Source organism: Sphingomonas sp. Leaf242 (assembly GCF_001422045.1).
Classification (GTDB): Bacteria; Pseudomonadota; Alphaproteobacteria; order Sphingomonadales; family Sphingomonadaceae; genus Sphingomonas.
Genome location: NZ_LMLW01000009.1, coordinates 114,319 through 141,105 on the forward strand (window position 1 = coordinate 114,319; position 26,787 = coordinate 141,105).

19 protein-coding genes and 1 tRNA gene are annotated in these 26,787 nt (G+C 66.2%); 6 read left to right on the forward strand and 14 right to left on the reverse strand.

The window, feature by feature from the left end:
- The first annotated feature begins 15 nt into the window (after positions 1–15).
- A complete protein-coding gene (locus tag ASF09_RS11815) occupies positions 16–333 on the forward strand; it encodes a DUF3297 family protein (RefSeq protein ID WP_060526410.1) in 318 nt (105 codons plus the stop codon).
- A gap of 132 nt (positions 334–465) precedes the next feature.
- Here ASF09_RS11815 and ASF09_RS11820 read toward each other — a convergent pair whose 3' ends face one another.
- The 6 genes from ASF09_RS11820 to ligA all read right to left on the reverse strand — a co-directional run bounded on the left by ASF09_RS11820 (position 466) and on the right by ligA (position 11,885).
- Entirely contained in the window at positions 466–2,334 is a 1,869-nt protein-coding gene (locus tag ASF09_RS11820) for an ABC-F family ATP-binding cassette domain-containing protein (RefSeq protein ID WP_060526411.1), read from the reverse strand.
- 428 nt (positions 2,335–2,762) lie between these two features.
- Positions 2,763–3,779, reverse strand: coding sequence for a cell wall hydrolase (locus ASF09_RS11825; RefSeq protein ID WP_082444270.1), 1,017 nt, complete (start codon positions 3,777–3,779; stop codon positions 2,763–2,765).
- A 171-nt stretch (positions 3,780–3,950) separates the two neighbouring features.
- Positions 3,951–4,748: a LytR/AlgR family response regulator transcription factor gene (locus tag ASF09_RS11830; RefSeq protein WP_031393111.1), complete on the reverse strand. Its 798-nt coding sequence runs from the start codon at positions 4,746–4,748 to the stop codon at positions 3,951–3,953.
- Complete coding sequence (locus tag ASF09_RS11835) at positions 4,745–5,920, reverse strand: sensor histidine kinase (protein WP_082444271.1); 1,176 nt, start codon at positions 5,918–5,920, stop codon at positions 4,745–4,747. Before ASF09_RS11835 ends, ASF09_RS11830 begins: the two co-directional genes overlap by 4 nt.
- A gap of 197 nt (positions 5,921–6,117) precedes the next feature.
- Positions 6,118–9,495, reverse strand: a complete 3,378-nt coding sequence (locus tag ASF09_RS11840; RefSeq protein ID WP_060526412.1) for a TonB-dependent receptor — start codon at positions 9,493–9,495, stop codon at positions 6,118–6,120.
- A gap of 209 nt (positions 9,496–9,704) precedes the next feature.
- Positions 9,705–11,885, reverse strand: coding sequence for an NAD-dependent DNA ligase LigA (ligA, locus tag ASF09_RS11845; RefSeq protein WP_060526413.1), 2,181 nt, complete (start codon positions 11,883–11,885; stop codon positions 9,705–9,707).
- Between the two features lie 116 nt (positions 11,886–12,001).
- On the opposite strand from ligA, the gene ASF09_RS11850 reads away from it, so the two are divergent.
- Positions 12,002–12,973, forward strand: a complete 972-nt coding sequence (locus ASF09_RS11850) for an SDR family oxidoreductase (RefSeq protein WP_060526414.1) — start codon at positions 12,002–12,004, stop codon at positions 12,971–12,973.
- Positions 12,974–13,136: 163 nt separating this feature from the next.
- Here the strand turns inward: ASF09_RS11850 and ASF09_RS11855 are convergent, their stop codons facing one another.
- On the reverse strand, positions 13,137–13,805 hold the full coding sequence (locus tag ASF09_RS11855; RefSeq protein ID WP_060526415.1) for a Crp/Fnr family transcriptional regulator: 669 nt from the start codon (positions 13,803–13,805) through the stop codon (positions 13,137–13,139).
- 97 nt (positions 13,806–13,902) lie between these two features.
- Between ASF09_RS11855 and ASF09_RS11860 the strand changes: the two genes are divergently transcribed.
- Positions 13,903–14,682, forward strand: a complete 780-nt coding sequence (locus ASF09_RS11860) for a class II aldolase/adducin family protein (RefSeq protein ID WP_060526774.1) — start codon at positions 13,903–13,905, stop codon at positions 14,680–14,682.
- 309 nt (positions 14,683–14,991) lie between these two features.
- Here ASF09_RS11860 and recN read toward each other — a convergent pair whose 3' ends face one another.
- Both recN and ASF09_RS11870 read right to left on the reverse strand, forming a co-directional pair.
- Positions 14,992–16,656, reverse strand: a complete 1,665-nt coding sequence (recN, locus tag ASF09_RS11865; RefSeq protein WP_060526416.1) for a DNA repair protein RecN — start codon at positions 16,654–16,656, stop codon at positions 14,992–14,994.
- A 73-nt stretch (positions 16,657–16,729) separates the two neighbouring features.
- The gene (locus tag ASF09_RS11870; RefSeq protein ID WP_060526417.1) at positions 16,730–17,692 is read right to left on the reverse strand and encodes an outer membrane protein assembly factor BamD; all 963 of its coding nucleotides are present in this window, start codon (positions 17,690–17,692) and stop codon (positions 16,730–16,732) included.
- A 169-nt stretch (positions 17,693–17,861) separates the two neighbouring features.
- Between ASF09_RS11870 and ASF09_RS11875 the strand changes: the two genes are divergently transcribed.
- A complete protein-coding gene (locus ASF09_RS11875; protein WP_060526418.1) occupies positions 17,862–18,686 on the forward strand; it encodes a class I mannose-6-phosphate isomerase in 825 nt (274 codons plus the stop codon).
- 409 nt (positions 18,687–19,095) lie between these two features.
- Positions 19,096–20,280 carry a glycosyltransferase gene (locus ASF09_RS11880; protein WP_060526419.1) on the forward strand — a complete coding sequence of 395 codons (1,185 nt, stop codon included), beginning with the start codon at positions 19,096–19,098 and terminating at the stop codon, positions 20,278–20,280.
- Here ASF09_RS11880 and ASF09_RS11885 read toward each other — a convergent pair.
- From ASF09_RS11885 to yajC, 4 genes are all read right to left on the reverse strand, one after another.
- Entirely contained in the window at positions 20,262–20,636 is a 375-nt protein-coding gene (locus tag ASF09_RS11885; protein ID WP_060526420.1) for an Mth938-like domain-containing protein, read from the reverse strand. The genes ASF09_RS11880 and ASF09_RS11885 overlap by 19 nt on opposite strands.
- A gap of 115 nt (positions 20,637–20,751) precedes the next feature.
- Positions 20,752–21,717 (reverse strand): protein translocase subunit SecF, encoded by a 966-nt coding sequence (gene secF / locus ASF09_RS11890; RefSeq protein WP_060526421.1) that lies wholly within the window; start codon positions 21,715–21,717, stop codon positions 20,752–20,754.
- Positions 21,718–21,731: 14 nt separating this feature from the next.
- The gene (gene secD, locus ASF09_RS11895; RefSeq protein WP_060526422.1) at positions 21,732–23,336 is read right to left on the reverse strand and encodes a protein translocase subunit SecD; all 1,605 of its coding nucleotides are present in this window, start codon (positions 23,334–23,336) and stop codon (positions 21,732–21,734) included.
- Positions 23,336–23,677, reverse strand: coding sequence for a preprotein translocase subunit YajC (gene yajC, locus ASF09_RS11900; RefSeq protein WP_055875282.1), 342 nt, complete (start codon positions 23,675–23,677; stop codon positions 23,336–23,338). The genes secD and yajC overlap by 1 nt, the downstream gene beginning before the upstream one ends.
- Positions 23,678–23,932: 255 nt before the next feature.
- Between yajC and ASF09_RS11905 the strand changes: the two genes are divergently transcribed.
- Positions 23,933–24,009, forward strand: a tRNA-Pro gene (locus ASF09_RS11905).
- A 266-nt stretch (positions 24,010–24,275) separates the two neighbouring features.
- Here the strand turns inward: ASF09_RS11905 and ASF09_RS11910 are convergent.
- Positions 24,276–26,558, reverse strand: coding sequence for an NADP-dependent malic enzyme (locus ASF09_RS11910; protein ID WP_060526423.1), 2,283 nt, complete (start codon positions 26,556–26,558; stop codon positions 24,276–24,278).
- Positions 26,559–26,787: the final 229 nt, after the last annotated feature.

Here is a 26,787-nt window from a genome sequence, read left to right on the forward strand (position 1 = left end):
GCTAGACGCGCGACCATGACCGATACGCCCAACACCCCCGAGACCGAAGCCGCCGCCACCTTGGCCGCAACCGGCGACACGCCCCCCGATCGCCTGTCGATCAACCAGCGCAGCCCGTTCTTTCAGCAGGACCTGCTCGAACGCGGCATCGGCATCCGCTTCAAGGACAAGGTGCGCCACGACGTCGAGGAATATTGCATCTCGGAGGGCTGGATCCGAGTCGCGCTCGGCAAGAAGGTCGACCGCAACGGCAACCCGCTGACACTGAAGCTGGTCGGCCCGGTCGAGGCCTGGTTCGAGCGTCCTGCAGCGACGGACGAAGCTGAGGGCTGAGCCAATCTTCCCCCCCTCCCTGAAAGGGAGGGGCCGGGGGTGGGTAGGCCAGCTTTAACCGCAACCGCCCGAACACGCGGAACCCGACCCACCCCCAACCCCTCCCTTCCAGGGAGGGGCGTAAGAAGAAACTTAGGCTGCCACGCCCTCCAGCGCCTCGCTAGCCTCAAGCCACTTCGCCTCGCTGGCCTCGAGCTTCGCATGCACCTCGGCGCGACGCTTGCTCAGATCCCCCATCGACATCCGCGAGAACTGCGGCTCCGCATTCGCCGGATCGACCATCGCGCGATCCAGAGCATTACGCTCCTTGGTGAACTTCGCGGTCTGCTCCTCGATCTCGCGCAGAGCCTTCCGAAGCGCCGCATCGTTGCTCTTCGCCTCGGCCGCAGCCTTCTTGCCGGCCTTCTTGTCCGCCTTCGACGCCGCATCGCCCTTGCCGCCGTCGCCCTTCAGGACGAACGCGATGTAATCGTCGAGGCTGCCGTCGAATTCCTTCGCCGTCCCGTCATCGACCAGCACCAGCCGGTCCGCGGTCAGCTCCAGCATGTGCCGGTCATGGCTGACCAGCACCACCGCGCCGGTATAGGCGTTGAGCGCCTGCACGAGCGCCTCACGCGCATCGACGTCGAGATGGTTGGTAGGCTCATCGAGGATCAGTAGATGCGGCGCATCGCGCGTGATCAGCGCCAGCGCCAGACGCGCCCGCTCGCCACCCGACAACTTGCCGACCCGCGTCGTCGCCTTGTCGCCCGAGAAGCCGAACCGCCCCAATTGCGCGCGCACGGCCGCCGGAGTCGCGCCCTTCATCAGATGCGACATATGCTCGATCGGCGAATCGGTCGGATCGAGTTCCTCGACCTGATACTGCGTGAAATACCCGACCTTCATCTTGCCCGACGACGACATCTCGCCGTCCATCGGCGTCAACTGCGCCGCCAGCAGCCGCGCGAGCGTGGTCTTGCCGTTGCCGTTGCGCCCGAGCAGCGCGACCCGGTCGTCGGGATCGAGCCGCATGTTGAGCCGCTTCAGGATCGGCACGTCGGCATAGCCGACCGTCGCCATGTCGAGCGTGATCAGCGGCGGACGCAGTTCGGTCGGATTCGGGAAGCCGAACGACAGCGTCGGATCGTTGTAGCTCTCGGCGATCGGCTGCATCTTCGACAGCATCTTCTGCCGCGACTGCGCCTGCTTCGCGGTCGAGGCGCGAGCCGAATTCTTGGCGATATATTCCTGCAGCTTCTCGCGTTGCACCGCCTGATTGGCGCGCGCCGCCTCGATCTGCGCAAGCCGCTCGGCGCGCTGCCGCTCGAACGCGTCATAGCCGCCGGGATACAGCGTGATCTTGCCGCCCTGCAGATGCAGGATGTGATCGACCACATTGTTGAGGAAATCGCGCTCGTGGCTGACCACCACGATCGTCGCCTTGTAGCCCTTGAGAAAGTCCTCGAGCCACATCACCGCTTCGAGATCGAGATGGTTCGAAGGCTCGTCGAGCAGCAGCAGGTCCGGCTGCGAGAACAGCAGCGCAGCGAGCGCCACGCGCATCTTCCAGCCACCCGAGAAACTGTCGAGCGTGCGCGCCTGCATGTCCTCGTCGAAGCCGAGGCCGAGCAGGATCTGCGCGGCGCGGGCGGGCGCGGTATAGGCGTCGATCGCGATCAGCCGCTCGTACACGTCGCCGAGCCGGTCGGGATCCTCGCTGGTCTCGCTCTCGATCATCAGCGCAGCGCGCTCCAGATCGGCTTCGAGCACGGTCTCGAACGGGGTCTTCACGCCGTGCGGCGCTTCCTGCGCGAGGTAACCGATCCGCGCACCCTTCGGCATGTCGGCGGAACCGTCGTCGGGCTCCAACTGCCCTGCGATCACGCGCACCATCGTCGACTTGCCCGCGCCGTTGCGCCCGATCAGCCCGACGCGCGAGCCCGGCGGCAACGCGGCCGTGGCGCCATCGAGGATAACGCGTCCGCCCAGGCGCACCGTGATATTGTTCAGGTTCAGCATGCGCGTGCCGTTAGCAGATGCAGCATGGTTTTGCGAGGGGAGGGGTTTGGGCGTTCCGGGAGCTGAAGCCTTCGATCGAGCGGGGCTAGTTCCCCCGCGAAGGCGGGGGCCCAGGATCACAAACGCCACCGCCCGAGATCCTGGCCCCCCGCCTCCGCGGGGGAACAAGAAGAGGCAGTTCGCGCAATGTACTACCACCCCGGCGAAGGCCGGGGCCCAGTTGGAAAGGTGGTCGTAACGAAGCGCGGTTCGCAGTTGGCGACGTTCCCCAACTGGGCCCCGGCCTTCGCCGGGGTGGTGCAGGTATTGGATTAAACAGCCTCTAAAACTCCCTCCCCGTTAGGGGAGGGCTGGAATGGGGCTTGTCCACGAACGTGTCGCTTGGGGCGGTGCCCCACCCCGACCCTCCCCTGAAGGGGAGGGAGCTATCAGGTTTCGTCCGACACTACCGCGTCGGCGGCGTTACCGCTGCCGATCATCGCAGACGCCCGCCCACCAACATGAATCCGCACCCCGGAAACCAACCGCGTAGGCACAATCGCCGCACCCGCAATCGCCGAACCAGAACGCAACACCCCCCGGTGCACCGTCACCCCATGCAACGCATCGGCCGGCTCCGCACCGGAGTCCGCAACGTCGTCCCGATTACCATAATGCACCGAAACCCCAGCAACCTGCGCCGCAACCGCCGCCACACCACCACCGCTCGCCAAACCAACACCCCGAACCCCAGGCTCAACCCCGGCATAAGCCTGCCGAAACGTCAGAGCCCGCTCCAACGCCCCCTGCCAACGATAGAACACATGAGCCCCAACCGTCGTAATCCGCGCGAGACTCGACGCCCACCAAGGCAGGATGCTCGTCGTATGAAACGAAGTCGCCGCCCCAACCGGTGCGTACACGCTCCCACCAAGCGCCGCGCTCGCCACCGCCCGCGCGCGATCCCAAGCCCCTGGCTCGCGCGCCCGGTTCATCGAGCCATCACAGGTAAAGCTGAACTGGCACCCGGTCCGCCGCTCGGCCCCCTGGTACACGACCCCGCAAACGCTGTTCGGAAAGGCCCGGTCGCGCACCCGGTTCAGCACCACTTGCGCCACCGCCCGCTGCCCATCCTCGGACTGCGATCGCGCCTCGTAATACACCGCCGCAGTCAGGCAGTCGGCTGCACGCCCAGCATCATCAACGGAGTTCGAAGTCAGAAACGGCGGAGCAACGAACGGCGCCGCAGCCGCAAACGGGGCATCAGGCGCGGCCGTCGCGATCTTGGCCGAAATGTCGTCGGGCACATGCAACGCCATCCGGCTCAGCAAGGCACGCGAGTTCCGCTCCGGCTGGACCCGAGCGATCGCCGCCGGCCGATCCGCCGGCACGCACGACGTCGCCATCACCAAAGCGGGCAGGCTGATCAGCACATGCGGATAAAGGCCGTAACCCGACGTCTTCATCCCCTCGCTCTAGGACGCGGGGTTTAGGGACTGGTTAATGGCCACGGGAAACGGGGGAAGCGCTCGCTAACGAAGCGCACCCCCGTCATCCCGACGAAAGTCGGGACCTCGATCGGCAAGGACGGAGCCGGTTACCGGGAGATCCCAGCTTTCGCCGAAGAAGCGTTCAGATCAGTGAACGAACCGCGCCACCACATCGCGATACGACCGCGAAACCTTCACGCTCGCACCAGAATTCAACACCAGGAAACACTCGCCGTTAGTATGCGGCTTAACCTGCTTGACCAGATCCAGGTTCACGATCGTCGACCGATGCACCCGCTGGAACCTGCGCGGATCGAGCCGCTTCTCCAGATCCTTCATAGTCTCGCGCAAAATCAATGTATTATCGCCGGTATAAATGCACATGTAATCGCCGGCCGCGTCGATCCGCTCGATCGTGTCCACATCGACGCGGAAGATCTGCCCGCGATCCTTGATGTTGATGAGCTTCTCGAACCGGTTCGCCGACACGGCATCGCCGTCCGGCATGTCCGCCGCCGCATCCGGCGCGACATCGGCGAGCACCTCGCGCAACCGATCGACCTCCTCGACGCCGCGCTTTTCGGACAGACGTTGCCGAACCCGCTCGATCGTATCGGCCAGCCGCGATTCCTCGACCGGCTTCATCAGATAATCGACCGCCTGCGCCTCGAACGCGCGCAAGGCGTGGTCGGAATAGGCAGTGACGAACACGAACAGCGGTGGCTCGACCTCCATGAGGCCCTGCACGACAGAGAACCCGTCGAACCCCGGCATCTGGATATCGAGGAAGACCAGGTCGGGCTTGTGCGTCTTGATCGCACGAATGGCTTCACGGCCGTTCGAGCATTTTTCGATGATCTCGACGTCTTCATGGGCCTGGAGTCGGAGTTCCAGCCCCTGGATCGCCAGCGGCTCGTCGTCGACGAGAATGGTACGGATGGTCATGAGGCCTCTCTGTTCACGTCTTCCAGCTGATACGGTATCTCGATTTCCACCGAGAAGCCGCCAGCCGGCGTGGAGCGGGTTTCGAAACGATGGTCGGGCCCATATGCCTGAGCCAACCTGTCTCTAATATTAGCGAGCCCCACGCCTGTGGATTGGCTTGAACCGATCCGGCCCTCGATCAAGCCCGGACCGGTATCGGATACGGCGATCTGCACGCGTTCCCCGGCGAGCCGCACTTCGACGCGGATTTCGGCGCCTTCCTCCTGCGGGGTGACGGCATATTTGATCGCGTTTTCGACCAAAGGTTGCAGCAGCAGCGATGGCAGCCGGGCGCGTTCGGCGCGCGGATCGATGTCGAACTTCGGCCGCATCCGATCCTCGAATCGCATCTTCTCGATCTCGAGATACAGCTTCAGCTGGTCCACCTCCTGCGCGACGGTGACGTGCGCAGTGGGTTCGTTCGCCAGCGTATAGCGCAGGAACGACGACAACCGGCTCAGCATCGCGTTCGCCCGCTCGGTCTGCTTGAGCAGCACCAAGGTCGAGATCGAGTTCAGCGTGTTGAACAGGAAGTGCGGATTGAGCTGGTACCGCAGCATCGCCAGTTGCGCCGACGACGCCTGGTTCTCGAGATGCTCCATCTGGTCGATCTGCTGTTCGACGATCAGGTAGAAGTTGATCCCGAAATACAGCGCCGACCACCCGAACAGCACCGTGAAGGTGATGTAGATCGACACCAGCAGCCGGCCCAGCGTCACCCCCGGCGTCGCACTCGCGATGAACGAGAAGGTGAACGCGTCGAGCACCGCGTACAGGAACGTCGCGGCAGCGAGCGTCGCGATCGTCAGGAATATCGCGACTAGTCGCGGCAACCCGCGATACATGCCGTAGAAGGTCGAGAGTAGCAGCGTGATGCAATAGCCGAGGATCGCCTCGACGATCACCGGGATCACGACGTCGAGCGTCACGCCGTTAGAGATCGACACGACGCCGCGGAGCAACAGGTATCCGCTCCACCCCACCGCCTGCAACGTCCAGAACGCGCGGCTTTTATTCTCGAAGAACGGCCGCGCGGTGAAGGGCAGCGATCGGGTGCCGCGGACGGATACGGCCGCGCTCGATCCGTGCGTGCTGGGTGCGGTCGGCGGGGCAGAAACGGGAAGCGTAGCCATGATGGCATCGGCTCTTACACGCCGAGGCTAGCCCACGCAAAACCAAGTCTTGGGCCGGCAACCGATCTTCCGCGCGGTCTTAACCTGTGTCGACTTGCGATCGAAGGCTGTCGTTAGCGGTCGCGTGGCGAACATAAAAAGACCGCCGCTTCCGGTGGGAAGCGGCGGTCTCGTCATTCCATCACGTCAGGCGCAGATCAGAACGTGAAGCGCGCGCCGATACGGATCGAGTAGAGCGACTGGTTCACGTAGATCTGGTCCTGCTGGGCGGCAAAGCTCGTACCGCCGCCGACCGGCGAGTAACGATACTGCGCGCAGGGCTGACCCGCGGTGTTGGCGACGACGCCGGCGATCGACGCACCGGTCGGGGTCGGCGTCGCGATGCATTGAACGCGGACGACGGCGGTGTTGTACGGGAACGCGTATTCGCGCTGCTGGCCCCAGTTCTTGTTGATGAAGTTGGTGAAGTTCTCGATATCGGCGAAGAGCGTCACGCGCGATCCGCTCAGGAACGTCGGGATTTCCTGCGCAAGGTGAAGGTCGAGACGCGTGAACCACTTGGAGTGGAAGGCGTTGCGCGGCGCGACCTTGCCGCGATACTTCGCCAGACCCGACGAGTCGATGAACGCGTTGACCGCATTCTCGACCGCAGTGCTGCTGTACGACACGCGCGCATCGTTCACGGTCGGGACGTACATCAGATAGCGGTTGCCGCCGACACCGGTGCCCGAGCTGACACCCGTCGTACCGAAGACCGACGACCGGTTCGCGCCGAAATCCTGGAACGTGTAGCTGAACGGATGACCGATCCGCGATTCGCCGAACAGGCCGAACGTGGTCTTGTAATCGCCGAAGAACGCGTGGTCGTAGTTCACGCCGTACTTGAAGAAGTACTTAACCTGGTCGTTCGAGATGCCGTACTGAACGTTGTTGGGATCGGCGAACGCACCGTTGCTATAGTTCGACCCGGCAGTCGACGAGGTCGCGGGGGCCGCGTCCTTGACGTCCTGATAGGTGAAGCTGCCGTTGATGTTCAGGCCGAAGTCGAACGTCTTGTCGAACCGAGCGACCGCGATATAGGCGCGGCCCTTGTTGGTGTTGGTCAAGAGGATGTCGGTGTTCGTGTTGGTGCTGTTCGGACCGTCGATCAGGTTCTGGTAGCGCTGGCGGCCGTCCGGCGTCAGCGAACCGGTGATCGGCACCGAACGGATGTCAGTGAAATACACCTGCTCGCGAACCTTCGAATACAGCAAGTCCGCACCGAACACCCAGTTGTCGCCGAGCGGCCCGAGGTTGGCGGTATATTCGCCGGTCAGCGTGGCGCGCCACTGCGACGGGATCTTGAAGTTCGGATCGAGCGCGTTGGTCGTCGAGGCGGTCGAGACCGTTGCGTTGGTCAATAGCGTGTTGACCGCGGTCGGGATGCTGGTCCCCGTAACCCCGTTCAGTGCGGCCGCGCCGGTCACCGCGTTCGTGGTCGCGCCGGTGAAGCCCGATGCCGAGCGGTTGATCGAGATCGAGTTGCTCAGCACGCCGGTGTTCGAGAAGCTGTTCGACACATAGACGTCGGGGGTGCCGCCGCCGAAGATGCCGCCGCCGCCGCGGATGCTCACCCGATTGGCAGGCTTCCAGTCGAACCCGGCGCGCGGCTGGAACAGCCCGAACCCGGAGATGTTGGCGGTGTTGGTGCCGATCTGGACGACCTTGCCGTTGACGAGCGCGCCATTGGCATAGCGCGACGCGAACGCGGTGTTGAGCGTCGGATTGTCATCCATCGCATACAGGTCGTAGCGCGCGCCGTAGCTGACGTTCAGCGTCGGCGTCACCTTCCACGAGTCCATCACGCCGAACGTGTAGCTCTGATAGCCGAAGGTCGCCGCGGCATCCTCGGGCACCAGCGACGGGATCGCGTTGCCATAGCCGAGCGAGTTCGCGCGCTGCGCCTGGAAGTCGGCGATCGAGTCGAAGTAATAATTGCCCGACGAGTTCTGCAGGAACGAGTTGAAGATCGAGACGCTCGAAATCTCGGTGAACACGCGCACGTCGTGGTCGTTCATCGTCAGGCGTGCCTGCGCCAGGCCACCCCAGGTCTCGGTCTTGAGCGCGTTGGTCTGACGCGAGCTGTCCGGACCGAACGATACGACGCCGCCGTTGTTGTCGCACGCCGTCAGCGAACCGCCGACCGGGTTGGTCGGGTTGGTGCAGACGCGGAACTGCGCGAAGCCGCGGCCGAGCACCGGCTCCTGGATACGCGTGTAGTTCTTGTAGAAGCCGCGGACTTCGGTCGAGAAGCTGTCGCTCCAGGTCGAGTTCAACTGCGCCACGCCGGTGTGCAGGCGGTTGCCCGAGACATAGGCGTTCGACGCGAGACCCAGGCCGGTCGGCGCGGTCAGGAACGTGTTGTTGAGCAGGTTGATCGCGTCGTTGGCGTAGGTGTAGGTCAGCGACAGCCGCTGGGTATCGGTGATGTTCGCGTCGATCTTGGCGACGACGCGGTCGTCCTTGTCGCCGAGGTTCCGCAGCACGCCGCCGGTGTCGTAATTATAGACCGACTTGGCGATCGCGCTGATCTGATCGACCGAGTTCTGCAGCACGCCGGGAACGCCGTTGCCGACATTGTTGTCGATCGGACCTTCCGCGATCGGACGACCGCCGCGCAGGCGCTCGCCGGCGACCATGAAGAACACCTTGTCCTTGATGATCGGGCCGGACAGCTCGGCGCCGAAATTCTCGACCTTGAAGTTGGGGACGCTGACGGTCAGGTCCTTGGTCTTCTTGCCGACGAACTCGTCGCGCGACTGCGAATAGAAGCCGGTGCCGTGGAAGTCGTTGGTGCCCGACTTCAGCACGATGTTGACCGCGCCGCCCTGGAAATTGCCCTGGCGGACGTCGTACGGCGCGACCTGTGCCTGGAACTGGCCGATCGCATCGAGCGGGATCGGCGAACGGCGGCTGGGAAGGCCATCGCTGTTGAGGCCGAAATTGTCGCTGACCGACACACCGTCGACGGTGAAGCGGTTGAAGCGCGCGTTCTGGCCGGCGAACGAGACCGAACGGCCGCCCGAGGGGCTATCGTCGAGGCGGGCGAACGGATCGCGGCGTTCGAGGTCGCGGATGTCGCGGTTGACCGAGGCGATGTTGGCGATCTGCACCGCGTTCAGCACGGTCGTAGGACCCTGCGAGATCGAGCGGGCGTTCGGCAGGCGGGCCGCGGTCACGACGATCTCGTTGCCGCCACCGGCTTCCGAATTCAGTTCGATCGGCACGTCGAACGCCTGCGCGACGGTCGTGGTGATGTCGGTGACCTGCGTCGCCGAATAGCCAGTCGCGTTGACCGCGACGGTGTAGGGACCGCCGGCGCGCAGGCCGTTGACGTTGAACGAGCCCGAGTTGTCGGTGATCGCGGTCGCGCGGCTGCCGGCCAGAGTGTTGGTGATCTCGACGGTCGCGCCGACGACGGGCGTTCCGGCGGACGTCACGGTGCCGCGGATCGACGAGGTCGTCTCCTGCGCAGAGGCCGCCATCGGTGCGACCAGCGCAATCGCTGCCACACCCAGGAAAAGGTTGTTCCGCATCAGTAATACCCCTTTTGAGCCTTCGGCTCTGGATTTCGCGACTTCATGTCGTGTTAATCCGGCCCTGCACGTGGAATATTTCGGATATGTGACATTGGCGAGTCGTCTATTGTCACATCCGCACTCGGTCATGCCGCGTTGCAAAAAAGCCACGGAGTCGAACCGTTTCGGTCGCGCTGGAACCGTTTCGCAAAAGGCCGTTACAGAGTTCAGCTCGCGGCGACGATCTCCGCCCATTCGGCTTCGGTGATAACGCGAATGCCCAGTTCGGTGGCTTTTTTCAGTTTGGAGCCCGCCCCCGGTCCGGCGATCACCAGCCCGGTCTTGCTCGACACCGACGCTGCGACCCGAGCGCCCAGCGCTTCCGCCTGCGCCTTGGCTTCGTCGCGGCTGAGCGTTTCGAGGCTGCCAGTGAAGACCAGAATCTGGCCGGTCACCGGCGATTCCCGGGTTTCGTGGACGACATCCGCCGGCTTCACTTCGCGCAACAGGTCGAACACGACCCGGCGGTTGTGCGGCTCGGCGCAGAAGCCGACCAGAGCGCTGGCGACCTCCGGGCCGATGCCGGCGGTCTCGATCGCGCCGACCAGCAGCTTGTCGCGGCGAAGCACGAATTTGCGCTCGGGTTCGCCGATGACCGGTTCGATCTGGCCGCGCAGGAACACTGCGTGACATAGCACCGCGCCGAGCGCTTTCGCCGACACATAGCGTCGCGCAAGGTCACGCGCGGTAATCTCGCCGACGTGGCGGATGCCGAGCGAGAACAGGAACCGGTCGAGCGGGATCGTCCGCTTGGTCTCGATCGCCGCGATGACCTTGGCCGCCCAGACGCGCCCATCCTTTTTCCGCGCGGCGAGTTGCTCCTCGGTCAGGCGGAAGATGTCGGCGGGCGACTCGATCAGGCCATCGCGGAAGAACGCCTCGATCAGCGTCTGGCCGAGCCCGCCGATGTCGAAGGCGTGGCGCGAGGCGAAGTGGATCAGCCGCTCGACGCGCTGTGCCGGGCAGATCAGCCCGCCGGTGCAGCGATAGACGACCTCGCCTTCCTCGCGTTCGGCCGCCGACCCGCATTCGGGGCAGACATGCGGAAAGACATACGCCTCGCGCTCGGCGTCAGGCGTGAGGTTCTCGACGATCTGCGGGATCACGTCGCCGGCGCGCTGGACGAGCACGCGGTCGCCCGGTCGCACGCCGAGCCGCTCGATCTCGTCGGCATTGTGCAGCGTCGCATTGGTCACGACGACGCCGCCGACCGTGACGGGCGACAGCCGCGCGACCGGAGTCATCGCGCCGGTCCGTCCGACCTGGATGTCGATCCGCTCCAGCAGCGTCTGCGCGCGTTCGGCGGGGAATTTGTGCGCGATTGCCCAGCGCGGCGCCTTCGCGACCTGGCCGAGTCGCGCCTGCCAGTCGAGCCGGTCGACCTTGTAGACCACGCCGTCGATATCGAACGGCAGGTCGGCGCGCTCGGCTTCGATCTTGCGGTACACGTCGAGCGCGGCGGCCGTTCCTTCGACCCGCGCGAACCCTTCGGCGATCGGGAAGCCCCAGCCGCGCAACGTGTCGACGACCTCGGCCTGCGTTTCGCCCGGTACGACGCTGGCCTCGCCCCAGCCGTGCGCGAGGAACCGGAGCGTGCGGCTCGCGGTGACGCTCGCGTCCTTCTGGCGGAGCGAGCCCGCGGCGGCGTTGCGCGGATTGGCGAACTGCCGCGCGTCCTTGCCGGTCTCCTCGGCCTCGGCGAGCAGGCGAGCGTTCAAGGCGGCGAAATCGTCCTTCGCCATATAGACCTCGCCGCGGACCTCGAAGATCGCTGGGATACCCTCCCTCTCTTGTTCTCCCGCGAAGGCGGGAGCCCAGTCTGGACTCCCGCCTTCGCGGGAGAACAAGGTTGCGGGGATGTCGCTAATGGTACGCACATTGGCGGTGACGTCCTCGCCGACCTGGCCATCGCCGCGGGTCAGCGCCTGCACCAGCCGCCCATCCTCATACCGCAGCGAACACGACAGCCCGTCGATCTTCGGCTCCGCCGTCAGCGCCACCGGCGCGTCGTCCGCCAGCTTCAGGAACCGGCGCACGCGCGCGACGAACTCCTCGACCTCCTCGTCCGCGAATGCATTGTCGAGGCTCATCATCGCCTTGGCATGCGCGACCTTCGCGAGATGCCCCGCGGGCGCCGCGCCCACCGTCCGGCTCGGCGAATCGCTCCGCACCGCAGCCGGATACGCCGCTTCGAGTGCCGCATTGCGCTGGACCAGCGCGTCATAGTCGGCGTCGCTGATCTCGGGCGCATCGTCGGTGTGATAGCGCGCGTTATGATACGCGATCTGCGCGGCGAGCGTCTCCAGTTCGGCGGCGGCTTCGGTCTCGGTCGCGGGAAGGTCGGTCATCGCTCCGGGTTAGGGGAGGGGGGCGTCTTTCGACAAGACCTGGATCAACATGGCGTGAACATTCGCCCGACTTGCGCGCTGACATCCCAAGAGAATTTTTCGCAGGACACGCCATCATGACCGACACCAGCCGCCGAGACCTGTTCAAGGGCGCCGCCGTCACCGGCCTCGCCGCCGCCGCCGCGCCAGCCTTCGCACAAGGCGCCGCGCCGCTCGCCGATCCGCAGACGCGCTTCGTCTCGACACCGTTTCCCGAACAGCGCCAGAAATGGCCGGCGCTCCAGCGCGACATGCACCCCGTCCCCGATTGCGGCGAGGCGAGTTACCGCGGCTCGGGGCGGCTGGCAGGGCGGAAGGCGCTGGTCACCGGCGGCGATTCGGGGATCGGCCGCGCGGCGGTGATCGCGTTCTCGCGTGAAGGCGCCGACGTCGCGATCAACTATTACCCGACCGAGGAGCCCGACGCGCAGGACGTGGCGAAGCTGCTCCGTGCCGAGGGCCGGAAAGTCGTGTTGATCCCCGGCGACCTGACCGATGCGAAATTCTGCACCGACCTGATCGCGCGCGCCAACCGCCAGCTCGGCGAGCTCGACATCCTCGTCAACAACGCGGCCTACCAGCAGTCGAAGGAGTCGATCGCCGAGATCAGCTTCGAGCAGTTCGACCGGACGATGAAGACCAACGTCTATGCGATGTTCCACCTGTGCAAGGCGGCGATCCCGCTGATGAAGCCGGGCGCGTCGATCATCAACACCGCCTCGGTCAATTCGGTCAGCCCGGAAAAGGAGCTGCTCGACTATGCCTCGACCAAGGGCGCGATCCTGATCTTCACCAAGGCGCTGGCGAAACAGCTCGCCAAGCAGGGCATCCGCGTCAACGCGGTCGGGCCCGGTCCGATCTGGACGCCGTTGCAGGTCGCGGGCGGCCAATTGCCCGGAAAGATGGGCGAATTCGGGCAGGATACGCCGATCGGCCGTGCGGGTCAGCCCGCTGAACTGGCGGGGCTTTATGTGGCGCTTGCGGATCCGAACGACAGCTACACAACCGGCAGCTTCTTCGGCGCGAACGGCGGCACCGGCGCATCCTGACCTCGGTACGCCACGACCGCTTTATTCCCCCTAACTCCACCCCGGCGAAGGCCGGGGCCCAATTGGCAAGGTCGCAGTAACGGAGCGATGCGCATCGTTATCACCGTCCCCCAATTGGGCCCCGGCCTTTGCCGGGGTGGTGGTATTCATATGGCGGGACGGCTCACCCGGCGCCCAACCGCCGCAGACCTTCCGCATCCACCACCCTGATCCGCGCATACTCCAGCGCGATCACGCCTTCGCGCTCCATCGCCTTCAACGCCTTGTTGAGCGTCTGCCGCGACACCCCGATCATCGCCGCGATATCCTCCTGGCGGAGTGCGACGCTGTCGCCCCCCGCCGCGCGCACCATGCCGCCGAGCATCCGCGCGAGCCGGACCGGGATCGGCTGCGACAGCGTGTTCATCATGAACGCGAGCGACGCACGCTGGTGCGCGCACGCCAGCAGCGCGATGTCCCACCAGAGTTCCGGCGTCTCGCCCGCCAGCCGCCGGAACGCCTCGATCCCAATATGCAGCACGCGCGCCGGTCCGAACGCGATCGCGTCGTGCGGCCTTGGCCCCGCATCGAGCGTCGACAGCTCTCCGAACCACGTTCCCGGCGCCATCATCAGCACCACCATTTCCGCGCCGATCGCGGGATAGCCGATCAGCCGGACCTGCCCCTCGAGCACCGCCCACAGCCCATCGGGCGGATCGCCGACGCCGTAGAGCCGCGTGCCCGGCGTTACGGACCGGACGCTTGCCTCCTGCAACAGCAGCGTGCGTCGCGCGGCCGGTACCGCGCCGAACCACTGGTCGGCCTCGAGCAGCGCAGGATCGATCGAAGACATCGCGGAAGTGTCGGCCGATCGCCCGGATTGTCAATCCGGCGACATTTCCGTGATCCGCGCCATGCTATGTGACGCGCATAACAAAAGGAGATGGATGATGGCGACCGCACTCAGGACCGAGCCGACGATACGCGATCTCGTGACGCCCGAGGAATGGGCGCTGCGCGTCGACCTCGCCGCCGCGTATCGCCTGATCGCCTATTACGGCTGGGACGATCTGATCTTCACGCACCTGTCGGCGCGCGTGCCCGGTCCCGAGCATCATTTCCTGATCAACCCCTACACGCACATGTTCGAGGAGATCACCGCGTCGTCGCTCGTCAAGATCGACGTCGACGGCAACAAGGTCATGGACACGCCCGCGCCGGTCAACCGCGCGGGGTTCGTGATCCACTCGGCGGTCCATGCCGCGCGCGACGATGCGGTGGCGGTGTTGCATCTGCATACGCCGCACGGCCAGGCGGTGTCGGCGATGGCGGAGGGGCTGCTCCCGCACACGCAGACCGCAATGATCGCCGGGCATGACGTGGCGTATCACGACTTCGAAGGCATCGCGACCGAGCTTGAGGAGCGCGAGCGGCTGGTCGCGGATCTCGGCACGAAGCACAGCATGATCCTGCGCAACCACGGCACGCTGACCGTCGGCGAATCGATCCCGCAGGCGTTCCTGCGGATGTATTTCCTCGAGCGCGCGTGCGAGGCGCAGGTGTTGATGCTCAGCGCGGGCCGCGAGAATCTCAACACGCCGAACCAGGGCGTGGCGGAGAAGGTCGAGGGGCAGTCGAGCGGTCCGGGGATGCGGATGCTGGCCGACGGGCTGGCCTGGCCGGCGCTGCTGCGGAAGCTCGACCGGATCGACCCGAGTTTTCGCGACTGAAGTGTTCGAACCGGCGCGGGCCAGGCGGTGCGACACGCTGCTAAAGCCAACACCCCGGCGAAGGCCGGGGCCCAGTTGGAAGGTCGTCGTAACCGCACGCGGCCTTCTAAGAGCCATTGCCCAACTGAGCCCGGCCACCGTCGGGGTGGTTAGACGTGAAAGTGCCGAAAACGTCGCCGGCATTAGCGCTCGCGCCCGACCACCCCATCCGTAGCAGGCGATGCCCTGATCGGATCGACTTCAGATGACCGCGCCCCAGACTATGTCGGCCCCCCTCCCTTACAGGGAGGGGGGAGGAGTCGGCAAAACTCAGGCCCGCTCCAGCAACCGCTCCGCCTGAGCGCGCGCTTCGTCGGTGATCTGCGCGCCGGACAGCATCCGGGCGATCTCCTCGCGGCGTTCGTTTTCGGACAAGGCCCGCACGCCGGTCCGCGTGACGGTGCCGTCGCTGCTCTTGGCGATCAACAGGTGCTTCGCCCCCCGCGCCGCAACCTGCGGGCTGTGCGTCACCACCAACAACTGCGTGCTCTGCGCCAGTCGCGCGAGCCGCTCGCCGATCGCGCTCGCCACCGCGCCGCCGACGCCGCGGTCGATCTCGTCGAACACCATCGTCGACGCGCCGCCTTCCTCCGCCAGCGCCACCTTCAGCGCCAGGATGAAGCGCGACAATTCGCCGCCCGATGCGATCTTGGTCAGCGCCGCGAACGGCGCGCCGGGATTGGTCGAGATCTCGAACTCGACGCGGTCCTTGCCCGCCGCCGACCAGCCCTCTTCGCCGAGCGGCGCAACGACGGTCTGGAACCGCGCGGCATCCAGCTTCAACGGCGCCAACTCGCCAGCAACCGCCACGTCGAGGCGTTTCGCCGCCGCCAACCGCCGCTTCGTCAAAGCGTCGGACGCCGCATCGAATGCCTTCCCCGCCGACGCCACGCGCGCCTCGATCTTCGCGATCCCGCCTTCGCCCGCATCGAGCCGCTCCAGCCGCGCGCGCATCTCGTCCGCCAGCGCCGCCAGATCGTCCGGCTGCACGCGGTGTTTGCGCGCCATCGCCCGAAGTTCGAACAACCGCGCCTCGTCATCCTCCAGCGCCCGCGGATCATACGCCATCTCGGCCCGCGCATCGCGCAGGCTCTCTTCCGCGACCGAAGCCTCGATCACCGCGCGATCGACCGCCGCCAGCGCATTGCCGAGCGCGACATGATCCTCCGCGATCCGCTCGAGCACGCGCGCGGCCTGGCGCAGCTTCGCCATCCCGCCGTCCTTGCCCTCGAGGAAATCGTCGATCGCCGCCAGATCGTCCGCGATCTTCTCCGCGCGCTGCATCGACCGCCGCGTATCCGCCAGCGTCTCCTCCTCGCCCGCGACAGGCGCGAGCGCGGTCAGTTCGGCGACGGTATGCTCGAGCCATTCGCGATCGCGCGCCGCCGTCTCGATGTCCGCGCGAGCGGCGGCAAGCTCAGCCTCGGCCGCACGAAACGCCGCATAAGCCTTGCCCGTCGCGCCCGGGTCGGTCCGCCCGAAGATGTCGAGCAAGGTCCGATGCCCGCGCGCGTTGAGCAGCCCGCGCTCGTCATGCTGCCCGTGGATCTCGACCAGATGCGGCGCCATCTCGCGCAGCAGCCCCGCCGACGCCGGCTGATCGTTGACGAACCCGCGACTGCCACCATCCGCCTTGACGATCCGCTTCACGATCAGCGGCTCGCCGCGCTCGATCTCCACCCCGTTCTCGTCGAACAGCAGCGCGAGCGGCGATTCGGGGGCAGGGGCATCGAACGTCGCGGTCACCACGGCCTGCGCGGCACCATGCCGCACCAGACCGCTATCGCCGCGCCCACCGAGCGCGAGGCCCAGCGCATCGAGCAGGATCGACTTGCCCGCCCCGGTCTCGCCGGTCAGCACGCCGAGGCCTTCGCCGAATCCCAGATCCAGCGCTTCGATCAGCACCACGTCGCGAATGGAAAGTTCGGTCAGCATAGGATGTCCGCCATAGACGAACGGGCGCGCAATGCGATCCCCCTATGTTCCAACCGAACGGCCTGGACTCGCGTCAGCTGCCGGTGTTGGACGGCTGGCCCGCCGAACGCGGCTTGTCGGGCGTACGCGCCGAAGGGCCGGTCGGCGTCGAGCCTGGCTCGTCAAGTTCGACCATGACCGACGGCGTTCCCTTGGTCCCGACCGGCACCACCTGTTCGCCGGGCTTCAGCGGCGGCACGGCCGGCACCTGCTTCTTCTTCAGCAGGTCGTAGGCATGCTGATACCAGTCGGTCCCGGGATAGTTGCGCCCAAGCACCGCGCCGGCCTTCTCGGCCTCGACCGGCACGCCGAGCGCCAGATACGTCTCGGTCAGCCGCATCAGCGCCTCGGGGGTGTGCGTGGTCTGCTGGAACTTGTCGATCACGGTGCGGAAGCGGCCGTTCGCCGCGAGCCACTGGCCGCGCGTCTCGTAGAACCGCCCGATCTCCATCTCCTTGCCCGCGAGATGGTCGTTGACCAGATCGATCTTGAGGCGTGCATCCGACGCATAGCGCGTGTTCGGATAGCGGCGCATCAGTTCGCCGAGCGAATCGAGCGCCTGCCGCGTGATCTTCTGGTCACGCGTGACGTCGGTGATCTGCTCGTAATAGCCGAGCGCGATCAGGTAATAGGCGTAGGGCGCATCGCGGTTGCCCGGATGCACCGCGAGGAAGCGCTGCGCCGAACTGATCGAGGCGGTGTAATCGCGCGCGAGGTAATAGCTGAACGCCGACATGATCTGCGCACGACGCGCCCAGATCGAATAGGGATGCTGGCGCTCGACCTCGTCGAACAGCTGCGCTGCTTCCTTGTAGCGCGCCTGATCGAGCCGCCGCTTGGCAGTCGAGTACAGCGTACCCACGTCGCGCGCGACATAGGGCAGGTCGCCCTTTGCGGCACGACCGCCCGCGCAACCAGCCATGGGGAGCGCAAGCGCGGCGACGAGCGTGACCACAAGGGTACGTGGCATGCTCGGAAAGGACTGGGGGATACGCATTGGCGTTGTCCTTAGCGTAACCGGGGCTTCGCGAACAATCCCTTTCGCCAAACACCCAAGGAGGCTCTCGGGCGGGCGACTTTCATGGGGCAGGGGGGCTTTCGCTGACGCGGATCGCACGGCAAAGGTCGTGCGTTGGCGAAACGCCATTCCAATCGAGGACGATCCCATGCCCGCCACCCTGTTGCACACCCACCGCGTCGAGAAGCCCTGGGGTCGCGACACGCTCTGGCCCGGTTTCGAGGACGCGGCTGCCGGAACGCCGCCGATCGGCGAAGTCTGGTTCCAGGAGCCGGGCAACACCACGCCCGACTTGCTGATCAAGTATCTGTTCACCAGCGAAAAGCTGTCGGTGCAGGTCCATCCCAACGACGAGCAGGCGCACGCCCGCGGCCTGCCACGCGGCAAGGACGAGTGCTGGACGGTCCTCGCCGCCGAACCGACGTCGACGATCGCGGTCGGTACGAAACAGGCGATCTCGAAGGACGAGCTCCGCCAGTCGGCGATCAACGGCACGATCGAGGGCAAGCTCGACTGGAAGCCAGTCAAGCCGGGCGACTTCATGTATTGCGCATCGGACACGATCCACGCGATCGGCGGCGGCCTGACGGTGATCGAAGTCCAGCAGAATTCCGAGACTACCTATCGCCTGTACGATTACGGCAGCGACCGCGAGCTGCATCTGAAGGACGGTATCGAGGTCGCCGATCCGACCCCGTACGTCCCCGTCGCGCCGCCGATCGAGATCGAGACCGGCCGGACGATCATGGTCGAAGGACCGAAGTTCGTGCTCGAGCGCTGGAAGGGCGGCGATCACGTCGTCAACCTGCCCGAGGGCACGACCGGCTGGGTGATCCCGATCACCGGCTCGGGCGATGTCGCCGGCGTTGCGTTCAAGGCCGGCGAATGCGCGACGATGACGGGTAGCGAGACGGTCTCGACCAGCGCGGACGCGGACGTGTTGTTCGCGTATCCTTTGGCGAAGCGGATCTGAGCGAGGGGTAGATCGAACGAGGGAGGGGGGAGAGCGTTTCCTACCCTTCTATGTTCTCCCGCGAAGGCGGGAGCCCAGACTGGGTCCCCGCCTTCGCGGGGAAACATCGTGGTGCAGCCCGAACGCCATTCCCACGAGCGACCACCCCATACCTTCTTGCTCCACCCCGGCGAAGGCCGGGGCCCAATTGGGGAACGTTGCTCATGAAGCGTGGCACACTGTTATTGCCACCTTACCAATTGGGCCCCGGCCTCCGCCGGCGTGGTAAGCGCGGATGGCACGGCGTCTCGTTCGCCGACAATTAGCTCTTCATCATCTGTGGCACATGGCCTCCACTCCGCCCTTCGCCGGGGTGGTAAGAGGGAAGACTCACCACCAATTAACCCGCGCCGCGCTATACCCCCGCGCAATGCTGCGCGTTCTCACCCTCTCCACCCTGTTCCCCGACGCGACCCGTCCGAACTTCGGCGGCTTCGTCGAACGGCAGACGCTGGGGCTCGCCGCGCATCCCGATGTCGTCCTCAAAATTGTTGCGCCGATCGGTCTTCCGCCCGGCATCCTGCGCAATGTCCGCCATTATGCGCCGCTCGCCAAACTGTCGCACCGCGAACGCTGGAAGGGCCTCGACGTCCACCGCCCGCGCTTCACCGCGGTTCCGTTTACCAGGGGCCGCCATCACGCCGCCGCGCTCGAACGCGCGCTCGTGCCGGTGCTCGACGCGATCCGCGCCGACTTCGCGTTCGACGTCATCGACGTGTCGTTCTTCTTCCCCGATGGCCCTGCCGCGGTCGCACTCGGCGAGCGCTACGGCGTGCCCGTCTCGATCAAGGCGCGCGGGTCGGACGTCCATCATTGGGGCGAAGCGCCCGCGACTGCATCGCAGGTCCGCGAGGCCGGGCAGGGCGCCGCCGGCCTGCTTGCGGTCAGCGCGGCGATGAAGGCCGACATGGTCACGCTCGGCATGCCCGCCGAGCGGATCACGGTGCATCATACCGGAGTCGACCAAGACCGCTTCCGCCCCATCGACGACCGTATCGCCGCCAAGGCCAGGCTCGGCGTGCGCGGGCCGCTGGTGATCGCGATCGGCGGGCTGTTGCCGCGCAAGGGCCACGACATCGTCATCGATGCGGTCGCGGCGTTGCCGGGGGTGACGCTGCTGATCGCCGGCCACGGACCGGCGCGCGCAACGCTTGAGGCTCAGATCGCGCGACTCGGTGTCGGCGACCGTGTCCGGCTACTGGGCGCCGTCCCGCACGCGGATGTGCCGGCGTTGGTCGCCGCCGCCGACGTCAGCGCGCTCGCTTCCAGTTCGGAAGGCCTCGCCAACGTCTGGGTCGAGTCGCTTGCCTGCGGGACGCCGATCGTCATCACTGCGGCTGGCGGCGCCTGCGAGGTCGTCACGTCCCCCGACGCCGGACGCGTGACGATCGGCGATCCCCTCGCGTTCGCCGGCGCGATCAGCGATATACTGGCCGATCCCCCATCCCCCGAGGCCACTCGGGCGATGGCAGCCGGTTTCACCTGGGAAAGAAATACCGCAACGCTGTACGCGCACCTTGCGGCGCTGGCGGAGGGTCAGCCCTCCAGGGGATAGAGCGCCGCGACGATCCAGCGACCTTCGCCGCGCAATACTGCCCACGCCCGAGCGGCGGCGCGGCTGTCCATCGCCTCGATCCCGAACCCGCGCGCCTCGACCGCCCGCTTGAAAGCAAGCGGCGGCTGACGCAGCGCGGAACCGGTCCCCAGCAACAGGAACTCCGGCGGCGGATCGAGCGCCAGCAACGCTGCCACGTCCGCCTCGCCAAGCGCCTCGAACGCCGGCGGCTCCCAGCCATCCGCGCGTTCGGGACTGATCGACAACGCGGTATAATAGCCGTCGTCGACCTTGAACCCGGCCCGACCGATCGCCGAGATCATCGGCCCATCGGTCTTCTCGCGGTCCATCCTCATAGCGAATCCCCGTCATCCCCGCGGAGGCGGGGACCCATAGTGGCGACCGCCAGTGATCGGATCGCGAGGCCAGCCAGTATGGGTTCCCGCCTGCGCGGGAATGACGGGGGGAAGGTCAACGCTCGACCTTGGGACCAACCCGCTCGGCGCCGTCCTGCACGCCGCCCTTGCGCGGCGCAGGATCGGCCCGCAGACCCAGCGTGATCAGCAGCGACGACGACACGTAGATCGACGAGTACGTCCCGACCACGATACCCAGGATCATCGCCGCGGTGAACCCGCGCAGCACGTGGCCGCCCAGCACCAGCATCGCGACCAGCGCGAGCAGGATCGTCACCGAGGTCATCACCGTACGCGGCAGCGTCTCGTTCACCGACAGGTCGATGATCTCGCGCATGTCCATCTTCCGATAGCGGCGCATGTTCTCGCGGATACGGTCGTCGATCACGATCTTGTCGTTGATCGAATACGAGATGATCGTCAGCACCGCCGCGACGATGTTGAGGTCGAACTCGAACTGCGTCAGCGCGAAGAAGCCGAGCGTCATCAGCAGATCGTGGACGATCGCGACGACGGTCGACACGCCGAACTGCCACTCGAACCGCACCACCGCGAACAGCGCGATGCCGAGGATCGCGAGGCCGACCGCGAGCAGACCCTTGCTGATCAGCTCGTCCGAGACCTTGCCCGAGATCGTGTCGTACTTCGAGAAGGTCGCGCCGGGGAACTTCACCGCGAGATCGTCGGACACCTTCTTGACGAGGCGGTTGGTCGCGCCTTCGTCACCGGCGGGCACGGGCAGGCGGATCGACAGCGTCTTGGGATCGCTGAACGACTGGATCGAGGCTTCGCCGACGCCGAGCCGGTCGACTTCGGTGCGGACCGCGTCGATCGACGGCGTGGTCGCGAACTTCTCCTCGATCAGGACGCCGCCGACGAAGTCGACGCCCATGTTGAGGCCCTTGGTGACGACGAGTCCGATCGCCAGCAACGACAGCAGCAGAGTCAGCCCGAACGCCCATTTGCGGAGCGAGACGAACTTGAGGTTCGTGTTGTCGGGAACGAGTTTCAGCAGGCGCATGGTTATCTCCCGCCTCAAATATTGATCGTGGTGGGGCGGTTCTTCCGCAGCCACAGCGCGACCATCATCCGGGTGAACGTGACGGCGGTGAACACCGACGTGCAGATCCCGATCAGCAGCACGACCGCAAAGCCCTTCACCGGACCCGAGCCGAGCAGCAGCATGATCACGCCGGTGATGGCGTGCGTCACGTTGGCCTCGAAGATCGTCCGCGATGCTTCCTTGTAGCCGAGTTCGACCGATTGGATCACGCTACGCCCGCGTCGCCGCTCTTCGCGAATACGCTCGTTGATCAGCACGTTGGCATCCACCGCGGTCCCGATCGTCAGCACGAACCCGGCGATACCGGGCAGCGTCAGCGTCGCATTCAGCATCGCCATGACCGCGACGATCACCAGGATGTTGATGACCACCGCGAGGTTCGCATAGAGCCCGAACCGGCCATAGGTCACGAACATGAACACGATCACGAGCAGCGCGGCGACGATCGACGCGAGCACGCCGGCGCGGATCGAATCCTTGCCCAGATCGGGGCTGACGGTGCTCTCTGCGATCGTCTTCAGCGCCACCGGCAGCTTGCCGGAGCGCAGCGAGATCGCCAGTGAGTTCGCCGATTCGACGGTAAAATTGCCCGAGATCGACGCGCGACCACCAAGGATGGGCTCGTTGATATTGGGCGCGGAGATCACCGAATTGTCGAGGATGATCGCGAACGGTTTACCCGTGTTCTCGGTCGTGACCTTGGCGAAGCGACGCCCGCCGACCGCGTCGAACGTGATCGCCACCTGCGGCGCGTTGGTCTGCGGCTCGAACTCCTGGCGCGCATCGGCGAGCTGGTCGCCCGAGATGATCACCGAGCGCTTGACCGCGATGAACGGCACGCCGCGCGGATTGCCGGGGTAGGGGAGGATCTGGCTGCCAATCGGCGCGATACCCTTGACCAGATCGGCGGGGTTCGCGGTCTCGTCGACCAGTTTGAATTCGAGCTTGGCGGTCTTGCCGAGCAGGTCCTTCAGCGCCTGCGGGTTCTTCAGGCCCGGCACCTGGACGACGATCCGGGTCGCGCCCTGGCGGACGATCGTCGGCTCCTTGGTGCCGAGTTCGTCGATGCGGCGGCGGACGACTTCGGTCGCGTCCTTCATCGCCGTGTCGACTGCCTGGGTCAGGCCGGCCTCGGTCGGCTTGAGCACGAACCGGCTCGTGTCGACGACATTGATGTCCCATTCGCGCTGGCCGCTCATGCCTGCGCCACCGCCGGTGATCGCCAGCAGGCGCTCGCGCGCCGCATCGACCTGCGAAGGATCACGCAGCAGGAAGCTCAGCTGGCCGCCCCGCGTCGAGATGTCGCCGATCTCGATCCGCGGAGTCCCGTTGCGCATCGTCCCCGCGACGCTGTCGCGCATCGCCTCGATCCGCGTCGCGGCGAGGTCGGCGGTATCCGCCTCGAGCAGCAGGTAGCTGCCGCCGGCGAGATCGAGCCCGAGGTTGATGTGCGGATGCGGGATCCGCCCCCATTGGCTCGTGGTGCTCTCGGGGAGGAAGCTCGGGATCGCCAGCAGGCACAATGCCGCCAGCAGCCCGATGATCGATCCGATTTTCCAGCGCGGGAAATCGAGCATCAGTCGTTCGCCGGCTTCGTGTTCGGGCTGGTGATGTCGGTCAGCGTCGCCTTGACGACGCGGACGCGGACATTCGGCGCGATCTCGACCTCGACGACGTTATCCTCGACCTTGGTCACCTTGCCGAGGATCCCGCCCGAGGTCACGACGCTGTCGTTCTTCTTCACCGCGGCGACCGACGCCTGCAACGCCTTCATGCGCTTTTGCTGCGGGCGGATCATCAGGAAATAGAACACGACGAACACGAGGAAGAGCGGCGCGAGGCTCAGGAACGAGGCGATCCCGCCCCCCGCCGTCGTGGCGCCGTCTGCGGCCTGGGCATAAGCTGGTGAGATGAACATGAAGGTCCGTATCTGGCTGGGCCGTGGAAGGCGCAAGGTTGGGTCGGGCCGGACGTCGCGCGTCGCGCCCGCATTGGTCCGCCCGCTATCATCGCTTGGAACCTCGCGCAACAGATCGCCACAGGATGAGACGTGGGCGTCATGCGACCGGGCGCATCCGACATGGCTGCGAACATCGCTGCGGTGTTCGGGCTTGCATCAGGCGCGGACCCCGCGTAGTGCGCCCCCCTCGGGTCGCCTTGCGGCCCGTTCGGTCGGAGCGTAGCGCAGCCTGGTAGCGCACCACACTGGGGGTGTGGGGGTCGCAGGTTCGAATCCTGTCGCTCCGACCATTTTCTTACAGCGATGATATGCGGTGACGATCAGTCGTCCTGCCGTTCTGGGCAAACCTTGCTGTTCCCTCGCGAACGCGGGGGCCCAGGACCACGAACGCTGCCGCCCGTAAACCTGGACTCCCGCCTTCGCGGGAGAACGGCAGCCGCAAAACATACTCCGTCATGCCGGGCTCGTTCCGGCATCCACCGTGCCGCGTATCAGCGGCCTGAGGTTTTGCGGAACCGTGGATGCCGGAACGAGCCCGGCATGACGGGGGGCAAGCTTACGCCGTCTCGCGCACCGTTGCCGCATGCCCCACCGCAATCGCGCTCAGATTGACGATCCCGCGCGCAGTCACGCTCGGCACCATCATCTGCAGCGGCTTGGCCAGCCCCAGCAGCATCGGCCCCAGCGGCGCCGATTCGGTCGACGCCGACAGCAACGACACCGCGATGTTCGCCGCGTCGATGTTCGGCATCACCAGCAAATTCGCCGACCCGGTCAGCGGGCTGTCGTCGACCAGCCGCCGCCGCAGCGCCTCCGACAGCGCCGCATCGCCGTGCATCTCGCCGTCGAACTCGAACTCGGGCGCCATTTCCTTGAGCAACGCATGCCCCGCGCGCATCTTCTGCGCGGAGGGCGAGCGCGACGCGCCGAAGCTCGAATGCGACAGCAACGCCGCCTTCGGCTCGATCGCGAACGCGCGTACCGCTTCGGCCGCCAGCATCGTCATCTCGGCGATCTGCTCGGCGGTCGGGTCGATCGTCACGTGCGTATCGCAGAAGAACAGGCTGCCGGTCCGCAGGATCACCGCCGACATCGCGTACAGCCGCGACACGCCCGGCTTCCGCGGCAGCAGCGGCATGACGTACGTCATCTGCGTCCACCAGTCGCCGATCCCGCCGCACAATGCCGCATCGACTCGCCCCTCGCGCAGCAGCATCGCCGCCGCCACGCTCGGTCGCGTCCGCAGCGCCCGCTCGGCGCTGTCGGGCGGCGTCCCGCGGCGGCCGACCAGCGCGCTGTAGCCGGCGAGCAGCGGATCGAACACCTCGCGGTCGGTGCCCGGATCGAGGACCTCGACATCGGTACCGATCGTCATGCGCAACCCGCTCGCCTCGATCCGCTCGGCGATGACCTCGCGCCGCCCGATCAGCACCGGTCGGCCGATACCCTCGTCGATCACCGTCTGCACCGCGCGCAACGTCCGCGGGTCCTCGCCTTCGCCATACGCGATCGAGCGCCCGGCCTGCTTGGCGCGCGCGAAGATCGGCCGCATCAGCTGGCCCGAGCGATACACGAACACTTCGAGGTCACGCAGATACGCGTCGAAATCCTCGATCGGCCGCGTCGCCACGCCCGACTCCATCGCCGCCTTCGCCACCGCCGGCGCGACGTGCAGGATCAGCCGTGGATCGAACGGTTTCGGAATGATGTAGGTCGGCCCGAACACCGGCGTCGCGCCGCCATAGGCCGAGACGACCACGTCCGACGCGGTCGCGCGTGCCAGCGCCGCGATCGCGTCGACCGCCGCGACCTTCATCGCCTCGTTGATCTCGGTCGCGCCGACGTCGAGCGCCCCGCGGAAGATAAACGGGAAGCACAGCACGTTGTTGACCTGGTTCGGAAAATCCGAGCGGCCCGTGGCGATGATCGCATCGGGCCGGGTCGCATGGACCAGCGCCGGCTGGATCTCGGGCTCCGGATTCGCCAGCGCGAGGATCAGCGGATCGGGTGCGAGCAGGTGCAGCCATTCCTGCTTCAGCACGCGCGGTGCCGACAAGCCGAGGAAGATGTCCGCCCCCTCCAGCACGTCCGGCAGGGTCCGCGCGTTGGTCGTCCGTGCATAGCGCGCCATGTTCGGCGGCATGTTCTCGTCGCGCCCGGCGTGCACGACGCCCTTGATATCGGTGAGCGTCACGTTCTCGGGGTTGAGCCCCATCGACACCAGCAGGTCGACCGTCGCCAGCGCCGCCGCGCCTGCACCCGACGTCACCAGCTTCATCTGGTCGAGCCGCTTGCCGCGCAGTTCAAGCACGTTGCGGACCGCGGCCGCGCACACGATCGCGGTGCCGTGCTGGTCGTCGTGGAACACCGGGATGTTCATCACCTCGCGCAGCTTCGTCTCGATCTCGAAGCACTCTGGCGCCTTGATGTCCTCAAGATTGATCCCGCCGAACGTCGGCTCGAGCACGCGGACCGCCTCGATGAACGCCTGCGGATCGAGCTGGTCGATCTCGATGTCGAAACAGTCGATCCCGGCGAATTTCTTGAAGAGCACCGCCTTGCCCTCCATCACCGGCTTCGACGCGAGCGCGCCGATCGCGCCGAGTCCGAGCACCGCAGTGCCGTTGGTGATCACGGCGACGAGATTTCCGCGAGCCGTGTAATCCCGCGCCTTGTCCGGATCGGCGGCGATCTCCTCGCACGCAGCGGCGACGCCCGGCGAGTACGCAAGCGCGAGATCGCGCTGCGTCGCCATCCGCTTGGTCGCCTCGACCGAGAGTTTGCCCGGCTTTGGATAGCGGTGATAATCGAGCGCGGCTTTGCGGAAATCGTCTTCCATGGTCTTCCTAACCTGTCGGCCGCGGCGGCGACCGGGTTGAGCGCGCAGACAGAGCCCGCGGCGAATGTTCAAGGGAGCGCATAGCCGCAGGGGCACCGATCCGCCAACCCCGCGCGGACGTAGCGTCGGTTTGGGTGGGCGGGGGCGACCGCGACCCGCCTGCCATCCAGCAACGGCACCACCCCGGCGAAGGCCGGGGCCCAATTGGAACGTCGGACATAACGAAGCG

Coding starts and splice junctions, on each gene's coding strand:
- ASF09_RS11880 (WP_060526419.1), top strand. CDS start 19,096: ATGCTGCGCGTTCTCACCCTCTCCACCCTGTTCCCCGACGCGACCCGT.
- ASF09_RS11825 (WP_082444270.1), bottom strand. CDS start 3,779: ATGAAGACGTCGGGTTACGGCCTTTATCCGCATGTGCTGATCAGCCTG.
- ASF09_RS11860 (WP_060526774.1), top strand. CDS start 13,903: ATGGCGACCGCACTCAGGACCGAGCCGACGATACGCGATCTCGTGACG.
- ASF09_RS11835 (WP_082444271.1), bottom strand. CDS start 5,920: ATGGCTACGCTTCCCGTTTCTGCCCCGCCGACCGCACCCAGCACGCAC.
- recN (WP_060526416.1), bottom strand. CDS start 16,656: ATGCTGACCGAACTTTCCATTCGCGACGTGGTGCTGATCGAAGCGCTG.
- secF (WP_060526421.1), bottom strand. CDS start 21,717: ATGCGCCTGCTGAAACTCGTTCCCGACAACACGAACCTCAAGTTCGTC.
- ASF09_RS11885 (WP_060526420.1), bottom strand. CDS start 20,636: ATGAGGATGGACCGCGAGAAGACCGATGGGCCGATGATCTCGGCGATC.
- ASF09_RS11815 (WP_060526410.1), top strand. CDS start 16: ATGACCGATACGCCCAACACCCCCGAGACCGAAGCCGCCGCCACCTTG.
- ASF09_RS11840 (WP_060526412.1), bottom strand. CDS start 9,495: ATGCGGAACAACCTTTTCCTGGGTGTGGCAGCGATTGCGCTGGTCGCA.
- ASF09_RS11875 (WP_060526418.1), top strand. CDS start 17,862: ATGCCCGCCACCCTGTTGCACACCCACCGCGTCGAGAAGCCCTGGGGT.
- ligA (WP_060526413.1), bottom strand. CDS start 11,885: ATGACCGACCTTCCCGCGACCGAGACCGAAGCCGCCGCCGAACTGGAG.
- yajC (WP_055875282.1), bottom strand. CDS start 23,677: ATGTTCATCTCACCAGCTTATGCCCAGGCCGCAGACGGCGCCACGACG.
- ASF09_RS11830 (WP_031393111.1), bottom strand. CDS start 4,748: ATGACCATCCGTACCATTCTCGTCGACGACGAGCCGCTGGCGATCCAG.
- ASF09_RS11870 (WP_060526417.1), bottom strand. CDS start 17,692: ATGCGTATCCCCCAGTCCTTTCCGAGCATGCCACGTACCCTTGTGGTC.
- ASF09_RS11855 (WP_060526415.1), bottom strand. CDS start 13,805: ATGTCTTCGATCGATCCTGCGCTGCTCGAGGCCGACCAGTGGTTCGGC.
- ASF09_RS11850 (WP_060526414.1), top strand. CDS start 12,002: ATGACCGACACCAGCCGCCGAGACCTGTTCAAGGGCGCCGCCGTCACC.
- secD (WP_060526422.1), bottom strand. CDS start 23,336: ATGCTCGATTTCCCGCGCTGGAAAATCGGATCGATCATCGGGCTGCTG.
- ASF09_RS11910 (WP_060526423.1), bottom strand. CDS start 26,558: ATGGAAGACGATTTCCGCAAAGCCGCGCTCGATTATCACCGCTATCCA.
- ASF09_RS11820 (WP_060526411.1), bottom strand. CDS start 2,334: ATGCTGAACCTGAACAATATCACGGTGCGCCTGGGCGGACGCGTTATC.